At 35.0% G+C, this 13,067-nt stretch carries 17 protein-coding genes; 1 reads left to right on the top strand and 16 read right to left on the bottom strand.

Annotation, left to right across the window (positions count from 1 at the left end; genetic code table 11):
* Window positions 1-51: 51 nt before the first annotated feature.
* From M0214_RS14195 to M0214_RS14120, 16 genes are all read right to left on the bottom strand, one after another.
* Window positions 52-576: a mechanosensitive ion channel domain-containing protein gene (locus M0214_RS14195; protein WP_248723221.1), complete on the bottom strand. Its 525-nt coding sequence runs from the start codon at window positions 574-576 to the stop codon at window positions 52-54.
* Between the two features lie 54 nt (window positions 577-630).
* On the bottom strand, window positions 631-1,566 hold the full coding sequence (locus M0214_RS14190; RefSeq protein WP_248723220.1) for a septum formation inhibitor Maf: 936 nt from the start codon (window positions 1,564-1,566) through the stop codon (window positions 631-633).
* Window positions 1,567-1,577: 11 nt separating this feature from the next.
* Window positions 1,578-1,973, bottom strand: coding sequence for a hypothetical protein (locus M0214_RS14185; protein WP_248723219.1), 396 nt, complete (start codon window positions 1,971-1,973; stop codon window positions 1,578-1,580).
* A gap of 40 nt (window positions 1,974-2,013) precedes the next feature.
* Window positions 2,014-2,607 carry a Maf-like protein gene (locus tag M0214_RS14180; protein WP_248724973.1) on the bottom strand — a complete coding sequence of 198 codons (594 nt, stop codon included), beginning with the start codon at window positions 2,605-2,607 and terminating at the stop codon, window positions 2,014-2,016.
* The gene (locus M0214_RS14175; RefSeq protein ID WP_248723218.1) at window positions 2,600-3,055 is read right to left on the bottom strand and encodes a contact-dependent growth inhibition system immunity protein; all 456 of its coding nucleotides are present in this window, start codon (window positions 3,053-3,055) and stop codon (window positions 2,600-2,602) included. The genes M0214_RS14180 and M0214_RS14175 overlap by 8 nt, the downstream gene beginning before the upstream one ends.
* A 3-nt stretch (window positions 3,056-3,058) precedes the next feature.
* Complete coding sequence (locus M0214_RS14170; protein WP_248723217.1) at window positions 3,059-3,970, bottom strand: geranylgeranylglycerol-phosphate geranylgeranyltransferase; 912 nt, start codon at window positions 3,968-3,970, stop codon at window positions 3,059-3,061.
* Between the two features lie 174 nt (window positions 3,971-4,144).
* On the bottom strand, window positions 4,145-4,678 hold the full coding sequence (locus M0214_RS14165; RefSeq protein ID WP_248723216.1) for an HAD family hydrolase: 534 nt from the start codon (window positions 4,676-4,678) through the stop codon (window positions 4,145-4,147).
* Window positions 4,679-4,733: 55 nt separating this feature from the next.
* Window positions 4,734-5,492 carry a Rossmann-like and DUF2520 domain-containing protein gene (locus M0214_RS14160; protein WP_248723215.1) on the bottom strand — a complete coding sequence of 253 codons (759 nt, stop codon included), beginning with the start codon at window positions 5,490-5,492 and terminating at the stop codon, window positions 4,734-4,736.
* Window positions 5,493-5,575: 83 nt separating this feature from the next.
* A complete protein-coding gene (locus tag M0214_RS14155; RefSeq protein WP_248723214.1) occupies window positions 5,576-6,118 on the bottom strand; it encodes a hypothetical protein in 543 nt (180 codons plus the stop codon).
* 220 nt (window positions 6,119-6,338) lie between these two features.
* Entirely contained in the window at window positions 6,339-7,457 is a 1,119-nt protein-coding gene (dnaN, locus tag M0214_RS14150) for a DNA polymerase III subunit beta (protein ID WP_248723213.1), read from the bottom strand.
* Between the two features lie 88 nt (window positions 7,458-7,545).
* The gene (gldG, locus tag M0214_RS14145) at window positions 7,546-9,213 is read right to left on the bottom strand and encodes a gliding motility-associated ABC transporter substrate-binding protein GldG (protein WP_248723212.1); all 1,668 of its coding nucleotides are present in this window, start codon (window positions 9,211-9,213) and stop codon (window positions 7,546-7,548) included.
* Window positions 9,197-9,691, bottom strand: coding sequence for a hypothetical protein (locus M0214_RS14140; RefSeq protein ID WP_248723211.1), 495 nt, complete (start codon window positions 9,689-9,691; stop codon window positions 9,197-9,199). Before M0214_RS14140 ends, gldG begins: the two co-directional genes overlap by 17 nt.
* Complete coding sequence (gene gldF, locus M0214_RS14135; protein WP_248723210.1) at window positions 9,688-10,404, bottom strand: gliding motility-associated ABC transporter permease subunit GldF; 717 nt, start codon at window positions 10,402-10,404, stop codon at window positions 9,688-9,690. Before gldF ends, M0214_RS14140 begins: the two co-directional genes overlap by 4 nt.
* Window positions 10,405-10,409: 5 nt before the next feature.
* Window positions 10,410-10,805, bottom strand: coding sequence for a hypothetical protein (locus M0214_RS14130; protein WP_248723209.1), 396 nt, complete (start codon window positions 10,803-10,805; stop codon window positions 10,410-10,412).
* A gap of 6 nt (window positions 10,806-10,811) precedes the next feature.
* Window positions 10,812-11,108 (bottom strand): putative quinol monooxygenase, encoded by a 297-nt coding sequence (locus M0214_RS14125; RefSeq protein WP_248723208.1) that lies wholly within the window; start codon window positions 11,106-11,108, stop codon window positions 10,812-10,814.
* A 3-nt stretch (window positions 11,109-11,111) separates the two neighbouring features.
* Entirely contained in the window at window positions 11,112-11,948 is an 837-nt protein-coding gene (locus M0214_RS14120; protein WP_248723207.1) for an S-adenosyl-l-methionine hydroxide adenosyltransferase family protein, read from the bottom strand.
* 132 nt (window positions 11,949-12,080) lie between these two features.
* Here M0214_RS14120 and M0214_RS14115 point away from each other — a divergent pair, with 132 nt between their 5' ends.
* Complete coding sequence (locus M0214_RS14115; protein WP_248723206.1) at window positions 12,081-13,043, top strand: PhoH family protein; 963 nt, start codon at window positions 12,081-12,083, stop codon at window positions 13,041-13,043.
* Window positions 13,044-13,067 lie beyond the last annotated feature (24 nt).

Raw genomic sequence — 13,067 nt, 5'->3', positions numbered from 1 at the left:
TGCTGTGGCCATTGCTCTAGTTTTAATGTTTCTTTAACTTAAGTATAAGGGTTAGCTTGCTTCTTGAATAGCATCCTTTTCAACAAGGGTTACGGGCTTTTGTAAAATTAAATTGTTCGGGTAAGTTACCAAATCACCATTTTCCAACCTTAAGTGCAATTGGAATGCTCCAATATCTTCGATAATAGCTTCCTGCTGTGGTAAATCGCTATCGTGAATTTTTATTTTATCGCCAACCTTGTATGGATATGAAAAAAACAGAATAATGCCAGAGGTTACGTTGCTTAAAACAGACCAAACCGCGAAGAGGGCTATACCAAGAATAGCAAAGACTGATGAAAAAATGATGGCGATTTCTTCAAATTTTACACCAAAAACATAGACTTCAATCAAAATACCAATTAAGATCAAACTTACAGTTACATATTTACATATAAGTTTGATTCTAGGGGAGTTAATACCGTTCTTGTTACCAATTTTTTTGATAAGTAGGTTTATGATTAGTCCGATAAAAAATAGGATACCAACCACAAATGCTGTATCGATTAATTCACTTTTATAAGTTTCAAAAAACATGAATTCCGTATTTAAGAATTAAGCGGCAAAGATACATAGCAATTTGAAACCATCTTAATTAAGTTTTAGAGTATCTCTTAAAACTTCATACTTGTTACTATTTTTGTTCCAATACGCAGATTTAATGGTTTTGAGCTTAGAGGCCTTTGTGGTTAAGACTTTAGCATTTGGGTCAACGCCAATTTTAATTGATTCTTCCCAACTAAGAATATCGAAAGGGAATTCTGGATTAAACATTATTTTTAAACTTCTGTTAATATTGGGGTATGAAACTGTATACTCGCCCTTTTTTTGTACTGCAGAGGCTTTGTAGGGTTTAATATCCATGTGGCGCATTCTGCAATACTCAAAAGCAGGTATTATTTCCAATTCACCAGTGGGTAAAGACTCAGGATTGATTCTTAATTGGGGCCAAAGTTCGTTTTCAAGAATGGTTTTATCTAATTCGAAATTTTGGTCTGCTTCTCCTTCAAAATAGGAATGCGACATAATCTTAAAGTTGTCATAGTTGTTAAGTTGGGCATACACATGTCCGCACCACTCTTGCATGGAGCTAGACACCTTTAAAGCATGCTGATTATTAGAAACCGGATAAAACACGCTTTGCATAATAGCGTAAGGGTAAATACCCGTATTGAAGTTTTTGGTGGCATTTAGTTTAAGTACCGGTATATTTTTCGGATTGGGGTTATCTGCTTTTACCTGAATCTCCGGAAGGAAGTCTTCGGTTACATAGATTAAAACAGCTTTGCCTTTTCTAATTTCACCATATCTGGCTTGTTCTAATTCATAGGATGATATTTCTGCCTTGCCTGTATACCAATACGCTTTAAATTCTTGAGAAAGCTTTTCGCTCTCAAAAGGTTCAGCAATTTCAAAATGAGTTTCCCAATTATGGGTAACGTCTTCAGGTTGCTTTTGCTCTTTACAGGATGTTGCTAAAAGTAGTAACAACATGAACATTAGTGGAGTTAGGTGTATGTTTTTCATAATTCAAAATTTTATTTTTCTATTTGGCTTAGGGCCGTTTTTTTATTCCATTGGTAAACAATTAATGTCGATATCGATGTACAGCTTAAAGCTATAATAATTCGTAAGAGAACGCGGTATGGGCGTGTTGAATAAGGGGTATGGATTAGATAGACATAAAGTAGTAAAAGCCCAAAAACTATTACGATGGTTTTCTTGCTAACCTCTAGTAATGACAAAAGAAGATTGGTAAAGAACATTAAAAAAAAGAAAAGCATTAAGGTGTAGAATTCATAAATGCCCCAACCAACCCCAATTTCTTTGAATGGCCAAAGGGAGTCTGTTAACATTATAGTATACTTAAATGTAAGAATTTCGAGTATTGTTAGGACTCCAGCCACAAACAGCAATTTTCTTATTTTATCCAAAACAAGTAAAGGTTAAAATGATATGCTTAAAGTTACGAACTTAAGCATTATCCACCATCTCATTTAACGTTTTATAAACAAGGTGCACAGGCAAGCCAACTACATTAAAAAACGAACCTTCAATTTTTATAACGCCTATTTCGCCAATCCATTCTTGAATACCATAAGCGCCTGCTTTATCAAAAGGTTTACAGGTTTTAATGTAGTACCAAATTTCTTTATCGGTTAATGCCTTAAAAGTTACTTTGGTAATATTGTGCAAGGTTTTTTCATAGCTTTTTGAAGTAAAACAAACCGAGGTTATGACCTCGTGGGTCGCATCACTCAATGACTTTAGTATAGAAAACGCATCTTGCGCATTAATTGGTTTTCCTAATGCTTTGTTATTGTGCCAAACAATAGTATCGCTGGTAATTAAAATGTCTTTGTCTTGGAGCTCTTCCTTGAATGGTAATGCTTTGAGCTGTGCTAAATAGTTACTGATTTCGAAGTGGGTTAATCGTGGCGGATATTCTTCCTTTACAGGTTTTAATCTGATTTCGAAATCCAAACCTAAACCTTTAAAAAATGCTTGGCGCCTTGGCGACCCCGAGGCCAAAATAAGGTTATAATCTTTGAGTTTTTCGTTAAGCATGTTGATTTGGGTGTATTTTTGTGAAGTCATCAAAAGCTTTAAGTATTTTTTTACCCGTACTAAATGCTTGCGCTTCTTTTTCTAATATTTCAATATTTTCAGTGAAAAGTTTACAAACAATCTTCCAATTCAGCACTTCATTTTTCCAGTAATCTTTATTACTTGTTAAGACTACTTTTAGAAGGTCACCCTCGTATAAATGCCCCTCTGCTAAAATATCTTTTTTTAAAATTTGAATAGCCAAAGGAATTAGAAATGTTAGTCCAATATCCTGACCAATCATTATTCTTAGGTCTTCAGTATTAAACTCATTTAATGGTACCTTTCTTAGCCTTGAACATGTTGTTACCAAATATCCTTCATCTTCAGGAATTTCAGCAAAGCTTTTCTTTTCTAAACTATCTAGAGATTTAAAAAGCCAGTTGTTTTCAAATTTGGTATTCTTCATGATTTAAAAAGAAAACTTGTAAATTAATAGCGAAAGCATGCCTAAAAGCATGACTAATTTAAGCATGTTGCTAATATGATGAAAATGTTTTTTGGTTGTTGCATTGAATGTTTTAATGGTATTATAAATCAACGGTCCCAAGACAGCCACTAAAAAATATACCACCATCACCTGATTTTGATAAATTTTATAAACTATATAATAACCAACGCCTAATATTGGGATTAGTGAAAGTGCAAAGAGTATGTTAGATGCTCGTTCTCTTCCTACAACAATTGGTAGTGTTTGTATTCTGGCGTTGTAATCACCATCGATATCTTCAATGTCTTTGGCTATTTCTCGAATTAAATTAATAGTAAATGCAAAAACGGAGTAGTTTACAATAATTTTAAAATATACAAATTGAAGCTGTTGGTTATTGGATGTGATAGAGGGCATTAACTCAAAAACCCCAACAATTAAAACGCTTAAGCCCACCAATATGGAAATGACAATATTTCCTATTAATAGTGTGCGTTTTAAATAAGTAGCATAAATGTACAGTAATGCCGAAATTAAAACGAAAAGCGAAAAGAAAGCACTTTTACCAATAGTGTGTGATAAATAATACCCTAAACCAACTCCTAGGACGTTGAATACGATAAAAAAAGTAAAGGCATTTTTTTCTGAAATAGATTTACCAACAATAACTTTTTCGGGTTTATTTACTAAATCGGTTTCAATATCATGAATATCATTGATGATGTTTCCTGCCGCTGCAATGCATGTAGTAGCTAAAATCAGTATTGAAATGCCAAGGGTATTTAAACTGGTTAAAGCTCCTAGTGGTTCTAGGAGAGCGTACTTTACCAACAACTGCACTAAGGCAATCATGAGTAGATTTTTATAGCGGATTAGGTTTAAAATGCTGAGCATTTAGTTAAAAAGTTATAAGTTAAGAATTAAAAGTTGCCACGAATTCACTAATGTTTAAATTATGGTTATTGTTCGCGCAAAGTCGCAGAGTCGCAAAGGCTCTAAAAATTCCAAAAACTAAATTCCAATTCTAATACTGTTTACTGATAACTGTGACTGCTTACTGATAGGGAACTAATCATACTTAGCACTAAAATTCCCGTTCCATTTGTCATGAACTTTAAGGACTTGCTCAATAACATCGCGTACGGCACCTTTACCACCGTTTTTATGTGAAATGTATTTTGAAATGCCCTTTATTTCATTAACGGCATCTTGCGGACAACAAGGCAAGCCAACTAATTTCATAACAGGATAATCGGGGATATCGTCTCCCATATATAAAATGTTTTCCAGTTGAATACCTTTACTGTTCATGTATTCATTAAGCTGGTCAATTTTGTTGTGAGCACCAAGAAAAATGTCCCCAATACCTAAACCGGCCAAACGCTTTCTCACACCTTCGTTAGTGCCACCAGAAATAATACATACATTAAAACCAGCATCAACCGCTGCTTTTAATGCGTAACCATCTTTTATGTTCATGGTTCTTAGCATATCACCATTGGTCATTATAGTAACGCTACCATCGGTTAATACGCCATCTACATCAAATATAAACGTGTTTATGTTTTCTAGGTATTCTTTGTAGCTTTTATTGTCTTCCATTGTAAAATATTATTTGTTGGTTAAGCGTATTATACTTGTTGCTATCGAAGTGTTTTTAATTACCATGAGTATCTTGAATCGATTTGGTCATTAGTTTGTAAATCTGTTTATGCTGTTCTTTTTCTAAAAGTGCAAGATGCTTTTTTATGGTTTTTTGATTGTTGCGCTTAGCAGGTCCAGTTTGAGCCATATACGGTGATAGATCCTGAACTTTTTTTGCAGTTTCCAAAATCAATGGTTTTAATAAATCGAATTCAGCAGCCTCAGACTCTACAATTTCATGAGCAATACGATACAATTGGTTGCTGAAGTTATTCACAAATACAGCCGCCAAATGCAATACCTTGCGTTGATCACTATTCACTTTCTTAACAGGACCTCCCAATCCCGATGCCAAAGATTTTAATATGTTATAATCGGATTTTTCTAGAGTCTCAATACAGATGGGAATGTCAGAGAAATCCAAATCTGCAGTTTTAGTAAATGATTGTAGGGGATAAAATACACCGCGTCTGTTTTTCTTGTCTAAGTCGTGTATGTTCACACTTCCTGCGGTATGGACTACCAATTTATTTTCAAAGGGCAGTAATTTAGAAATGGGAGCTACGGCTTCATCACTTACTGCTAGTACATAAACATCGGCTTCTTTGAGCTGAGATAAATCATCGGTAACATCTACTTCTGTTTGAAACGCATTAATAGTTTTAATACTTCTATTATACCATTGATTTACCGTAACATTTTCGGCTTTTTTTAATGCCTTATAAAGATGTGTGCCAATATTACCTGCACCAAGGATAATCACTGAAATCATAGTGCTAAAATACTAATGAAATATGGATAAGAAAATTAAAAGCGAGTTTTTGATTTAGGCTTTAAAAACGGTATTCTGTTTTGTTACTTTATAATTTTCAAAATTTCCAACAGACGTGGTATTTTTTCAACCTGGGTTTCGGTCCAAAATGTGTAATTTTTGTATTCACTGTCGTCGTAACTGTTCAGTTTAATGGTAAGTCTTCTCCTTTTTTCATAAACAAAATAAGAGAGTGTCATTTCGTTAGCCTTAAAAATGAACTCTGAGGATTTATCCTTAAACTTTAAATTTAGATTAGGAATAACATTCTGCTCAATGAAATCTATGAATTCATTGATTTCCTCAATGCCTATCCACGCTGTTTTAAATACTTCGGGCTTTTTAATGTTCATATCTAATTGCAAAGCCTTGGTTTTTTCTCCGGTTTTTAGGTTTATGACCTCAATAGGGTAGAATTCAACGGTTTCTCCAATGCCCGATTTAAACTCTGCAATGGTTGTCCAATCTTTATTGATTCTTGTAAACTGGGCGTTATCAATAAACTTTCGGGTAGAAGATTCGTTTACTTGACCAGAGGCTACCAAAGTGCACAACATAATGAGAAGACCTGCAACTTGTTTTTTCATAATCTTAAATTTAGCGGGTTAATGCCATAAGAGATGCGTAAAAAATAACTTTTACAGTTAGTCGTTTATACAACTACTGTTAAGAATTTGATACCGAACGAAGGTAGCCGAAAGCTTTTATAAATCCAAGAATTTACTTGCTGTAACAAAAAAAATAGTAACCTAATTTTAGATTACTGTTTTTTTTATATGGTAAACACCTGGTATTTCGGGGAGTATGTTAGCTATTCAACATTACAGGCATTACAAGCATAGTAACCTGTTCACCTTGATCTAAACCATCAATAGGAGTTAAAATACCTGCTCGGTTTGGCATGCTCATTTCTAACTGAACCTCGTCTGAACCAAGGTTATTCAACATTTCAGTTAAGAAACGCGAATTAAATCCAATTTGCATATCGTCTCCTTGATAATCGCAGGTTAATCGCTCTTCGGCTTTGTTGCTATAGTCGATATCTTCAGCAGATATGTTCAACTCTGCACCAGCAATTTTTAATCTAATTTGGTGTGTCGTCTTGTTAGAGAAGATACTAACACGTTTAACCGAGTTTAAAAACTGTGTTCTGTCAATTACCAATTTATTTGGGTTTTCCTTAGGAATTACCGCTTCATAATTAGGGTATTTTCCATCAATTAAACGACATATTAGCACTGAATTTTCAAAGGTAAACTTCGCATTAGATTCATTGTACTCTATAGATACTTCATCTTCGCTAGTAGCTAAAATCCCTTTCAATAAATTCAAAGGTTTTTTTGGCATGATAAATTCTGCTACCTGATTAGCTTGTACGTCTTCTCGGGTATATTTTACTAATTTATGGGCATCTGTGGCTACAAAGGTTAGGCCTTCTGTAGAAAACTGAAAAAATACACCACTCATTACGGGGCGTAAATCATCGTTTCCAGCTGCGAAAATAGTTTTGCTAATAGCTGTTGCTAAAACATCTCCCGTTACAACGGTTTTGCTAGGGTCTTCTAGAGCCACTGCTTTTGGGAATTCATTACCATCGGCATAAGCTAAGGCATATTTACCATGGTTTGAGCTAATTTCAACTGTATTATTGTCTTCCACGACAAAGGTTAAAGGTTGCTCTGGAAATGTTTTTAAAGTATCAAGTAATAAACGTGCTGGAATAGCAACACTGCCAACGCTATCGCTTTCTACATCTAGGGTAGAGGCCATAGTGGTTTCCAAATCGCTCGCCGAAACAGTAAGTGTATTGTTATCTAATTCGAATAAGAAATTATCTAAAATAGGTAACGTGTTAGAGTTGTTTATAACGCCACCTAAAACCTGCAGTTGTTTTAATAAATACGTGCTTGATACTATAAATTTCATGTATGTATGCTGAATTTAATTTTTAGGAATAATGATTCTTACAAATATATTCCATACAAAGAAATAACCGAAACAAACTTATTAACATTTAAGAAGTGTACTTTTTCTTTCTAATGAAACCGAAGACCAATCCGAAAAGCCCGAGTAAAGCCAACGGTAACGCGATGTTTATGAGTTGCCATTTGGTTTTTTCGGCGGCTGTTTTTTCACGATTTAGAAAGGCAACAGCTATTTCTTTAGACCGAATGTTTATAAGTCCGTTATCGTCCAATAAGTAATTGACTGCATTTAGTAGAAATTCTTTATTTCCAACTTCTTGATTACTGGAACGGTCAAAAGCCAGACTTGTTGGGCCTTTTCTGTCTATGTTATTTTTAATGACATCACCATCGGCTATAACTATCATTTTCGTGGGGATGCTTTTATCTTTAACATTTTGAAGTTTTATGGGTTTAATTCGGTTTTTGTAAGCTGATGTAAATTCACCTTCCAAAAGCACGGCTAAAGTTTGATTGCCATTGTTGTAGTGGTCCAAATTAGGGTCTTCTGTAGCCTTTTCGATACTTATCTCTCTTGGCACCCCTTCTAATTTAGAGCGTTCTGAACTTCGTAATAAAATAGTTTTTTCAACACTGTTTTTTAAGGTATCGATTTGATTGGCAAAATCGAACTTTACGAGGTTTAAATTATTGGTAATTGGATGATACGGATTTCCTTTCGCAAGCGGTGCATAAGGCCATCTTAACCGCATTAATCGGGTGTCGTTATCTTTACCTGTTGCCAGCATGATTGGGGCAGAGTACAGGTCTGCTACTATGCTCGGGTTTATTCTAATACCGTATTTAAAGAAGACATCGGTGAGGTTTAAATCTCTGGCTACTGCAAAGTTGCTTCCGGCATCGTTGTAAAGGCTGTCTTTTTCAATAGCGACCTTATCAATAAGCCACAGGCTTTTACCACCGTTCATGGTGTATTGATCAAGAACGAATTTTTCGTCTTCGTTGAATGCCTTGGTAGGCTTGGCAGAAATTATTAAATCGAAAGTGTTTAGGGCCTTTAAAATTGTTTGCGGATTTTTAGAAACACTATCTAACGGAAAAGGCGCTAAAAAATAGTATTCACCCAGTTTCCTCGCAAAGTCTGCAATGTATTTGTCTTCAATTTGGTCGTTGCCCTTAAGGATAGCTATTTTTCTGCGTTTCGGATTTATAAGTTTGCTAAAACCATCAGCAAAGGCATATTCTAAATGCTGTACCGAATTAGATACTAGTTCTTGTTGGTTGGAGCCAATTTTGTTTTTTATTAACGGAATGGTAACTGTTTGCTCGTTGTAACTGGCCAAGGCCCACGGAAATACAACGGCTTTAGACGACTTTCCACTTTCGGTAACACTAAGTTCCATAGGCGTAAGGCCTCTAGCATTAAGCTGATCAATGTTACGATCTCTTGTAGCTTCATTTTCTATAGGGTCTATAAAACTGAACACTATATTATCGTTTATATTAGAAAACTCCTCTATAAGCTGTTTGGTTTCGGTTTGAAGTCTTCTAAATTCTGCAGGGAAATCGTTGCCCTCAAGAAATACATCAATCACTATTGGGGAATCAACATCTTTAATGATATTTACAGCCGACTCGCTAAGTGTGTAACGTTTGTCTTCGGTTAAATCGAAACGCGAGTACACTTTGTTCCCAAGGATATTTATTGCTATTGCAGAAATTAAAACCAGCGCTATATGTTTAATCTTTTTCTTCAAAAGTCTGTTCTATTTGATATTGGCGTATATCGTTTACATTATTGTCTACAAACTTAATTTCTAGACACTCCTGCATGTTATTGAAAACACCGGGCTTTACTCCAAGATTATAGTTCCATTGCGCTTCAGAGTTTGCTTTAAGATTGTCATCCCAACCAAACCATTCGCTGGGACCTAAAAGCAATTCCACCTCTTGCCTAGATTTTTTTACAAGTAGACTGTCTTGAAGTAAATTTTCTAACATTTCATATCTGAACGCTGGCTTTTCCTTCCAGGCTGTAGTTTCGAAATATTTTTCATGGTGGTAAGAACTAAAGATATTCATAACAGGATAAAGGATATAGTAGTAAGCAAAGGGAGTTAACACAATAGCGATTAAAAAAGACACCCATTTACGTTTGTCTATGGTGTTGGCAAAAACCCATACCAAAACAAAAACCACCAAAACAAGTATTACAAATAAAGGTTTAATTATCATTTGTCTGTACTAAGATTTAATTTGGTGAATACAATAAAGACCACTGCAATACTTAAAAAATAAATAACATTTCTCGTATCTATTACACCACGACCCATACTTTTAAAATGGTAGCTCATACCAAATTTTTCAATGAGGTTACTAGAGGTGAAATCTGCAATACCTTCAAACCCTATAAAGAAAAGTAAGCATAGAAAAACTGAAATAATAAAAGCCACAACTTGATTGTTGGAAATCGTAGAGCTAAACACTCCCATTGCGGTATAAGCAGCGACTAAGAACAGTAAGCCAAAATAAGAACCCCAAGTGCTGCCCATATCCATGTTTCCAACAGGATTACCTAATTGATAAACTGTGTATACATAAAGAAATGTTGGTATCAGTGCAATTAGAATTAATACAAAAGCGCCAAAGTATTTTCCTAAAACTATTTTTAAGGGTGAAATGGGTTTTGTTAGGAGTAGCTCTAGAGTGCCTTGCTTTTTCTCATCGGAAAAACTACGCATTGTTACCGCCGGGATCAAAAACATTAAAATCCATGGCGCAAGCATAAAGAATGCCGATAAATCCGCAAAACCATAATCTAGAACATTGAATTCGCCTTTAAAAACCCACAAAAACAAGCCATTTAATAAGAGAAAAATAGCTATGACCAAATAGCCTATTGGCGAGGCAAAAAATGAATTAATTTCTTTTCTTAGTATAGCAAGCATGGTATTTATTTTTTTTCCGGAATTAAAGCTGTTAAGCCATGAATAGTAACACCGAGTAAAATTAAATACAGACTTTTTTGCGTCATTGGTCTTCTAATTTCACTTGCAGGTAATTCAGTAAAAAAACCATAAACGACTAAAAGTGTAGATCCAAAAATAATAATAGAACCGAATTTCTGGAATGTTCTAATCAATTTGTTTTTAGATAGCTTAAGGTGAGCTCCCAAAGCAGCGTTAATTAAACCAAAGAGTAGAATGTATAAGTGACCAGCACGGGTTAAAGCACGCCCCATCATTTCTTTCCCTTCTGTATACTGGAAGTTTTCAGATAAATAATGACCCGTGTAGGCAAAAAGGACCACTATAGCTATTCCAAAAAACAAGTGAATTTTACCAAGCATAGTTTGCTAATTTAAACTTTCTATTTTATCTACACTCCATGCTTCGGGTTTTCTGTCGAAAAGTATTTTTGTTTTACCCCAAATATCGTTAAATAGTTCAGATTGTCTGTACATTTCTAAATGGTCTTCAGAGTCCCAATAACTGTAAGTAAAAAAAATATTGGAGTCTAGTTTATCGCGATAAAGCTCTAAAAACCTGCAGCCCTCAAAGTGTCTAATCTGTAGTTTGTGCGCGTTAAAAATAGATAAGAATGTATTAACATACTCTTTATGGAATCCTATTTTCACTATTCTAACAAACATAGATTATTCCTTTAAAAATTTTATGCTCACCGTATCCATAACCCCAAGTCCCATAAGTGTGCTTGCACTTCCAACCGTAGCCGAATTACTTTTGTAAACCGCAATTTCTAAAAATCCACCAGAATTAAAAACAACAAGACCTCTCCCTTCATCAAAACGTTTGTCTTCAGGGATTTCAAAGTTCACAATATCACTGTACTTGTTATGAATGGTCTTGAATTTATAATTTCTAGCCGATATCTCAAAAGCCCGTCCTTTTTGAATGGTTTCAAAAAAACCACGTTTGATATTGGTTACGACATTACCGTAGTTATCGATATAAATAACACTACCTATAATTTGAGTTTTATCATCGTTTACATACGGTACAATATTCTTTATAGGTTTTATGTGGTCTATGGTTTTACCAATTACCTCTAATGTCCCACCACGTGCAATATGGCAAGCTACTTTTACAAAAACATCTAAAACAGGAAAACTGGTCTGTATTTTATCGTGTATATTAATTTCTACGATTTTTTCTGGAGCAATTTCAGAACAAATCATACTCATAATCCCATTATTGGCACAAATAAAATAGTGGTCGTCGAGTTTAATAGCTATGTGTTTGTTTTCACGGTTAATTTCAGAATCAATTCCAATAATATGAATGGTGCCTTTAAGGAAACTGCTGTAGGCATTTCTAATGATGTAGGCTGCCTCAGGAATATTAAACGGCGATACAGAATGTGAGATATCAACAATCCTAACATCTGGTAGTTCACTGTAAATAGCCCCCTTTGTTGCGCCAGCAAAGTGGTCTTTTTCACCAAAATCAGTAGTTAAAGTTATAATTGCCATTGGCAAATTGTTGATATGTTTTTCGGGTTAGGTCACTCAAATTTTTTTACATTTGAGATATACAAAACTAAACAATTGTTTTTAGTTGATTACAACGAAAACGAAGAAGTAATTTAAAATAATACCACGCCTTTGAACGAATTAATCTTTGAACTTGAAGAAATAACTCCAAAAGAGTTTTTTGGAGCCCAAAACGTTAACATTGAACTTCTAAAGAAGTATTTTCCAAAACTTAAAATAGTAGCACGAGGTAATAAAATAAAAGCCTTTGGAGACGAAGAATTACTCGAAGAATTTGATCGTAGACTAACCATGCTATTATCGCATTACGCCAAGTATAACAAATTAGATGAAAACACCATAGAGCGTGTGCTTACAAGCGTTAGTAGTGATGACTATGCAACGACTAAGCAAAGTGGTGAAGTTATTGTGCATGGCGTTGGTGGAAAAATGATTAAGGCGCAAACAGCAAACCAGCGTAAGTTAGTTGAGAGTATGCGCAGAAACGATATGGTTTTTGCCATTGGACCTGCGGGAACTGGAAAAACCTATACAGGAGTGGCCTTGGCTGTTCAAGCTTTAAAAAACAAAGAGGTAAAGCGTATTATATTAACTAGGCCAGCTGTTGAGGCAGGGGAGAATCTCGGATTTTTACCAGGCGATTTAAAAGAAAAATTAGATCCATACATGCAACCGCTGTACGATGCACTACGAGACATGATAGCCGCCGAAAAACTGGCACATTACATAGAAAACGGAACCATACAAATTGCACCATTGGCCTTTATGCGTGGTAGAACATTAGACAATGCATTTGTAATTTTAGATGAAGGGCAGAACACCACACATGCGCAAATGAAAATGTTTTTAACCCGTATGGGGAAAAATGCTAAATTTTTATTAACAGGAGATCCCGGGCAGATCGATTTACCTCGCCGTACCATTTCCGGACTAAAAGAAGCCATGCTTATCCTTAGGAATGTTCCGGGTGTAGGCATGATATTCCTAGACGATAAAGATGTAATCCGTCATAAATTGGTTAAAAAGATTATTGAGGCTTACGATGGGATAGAAAACAGAGGGGGTGTTGAGTAGGTCGTATTCAGTGGGCAGTGAGCA

It is taken from the genome of Seonamhaeicola sp. ML3 (assembly GCF_023273855.1).
GTDB lineage: Bacteria > Bacteroidota > Bacteroidia > Flavobacteriales > Flavobacteriaceae > Seonamhaeicola.
Note: the sequence above shows the minus strand (reverse complement) of the source record. Positions and strands in the feature narration are given on the sequence as shown.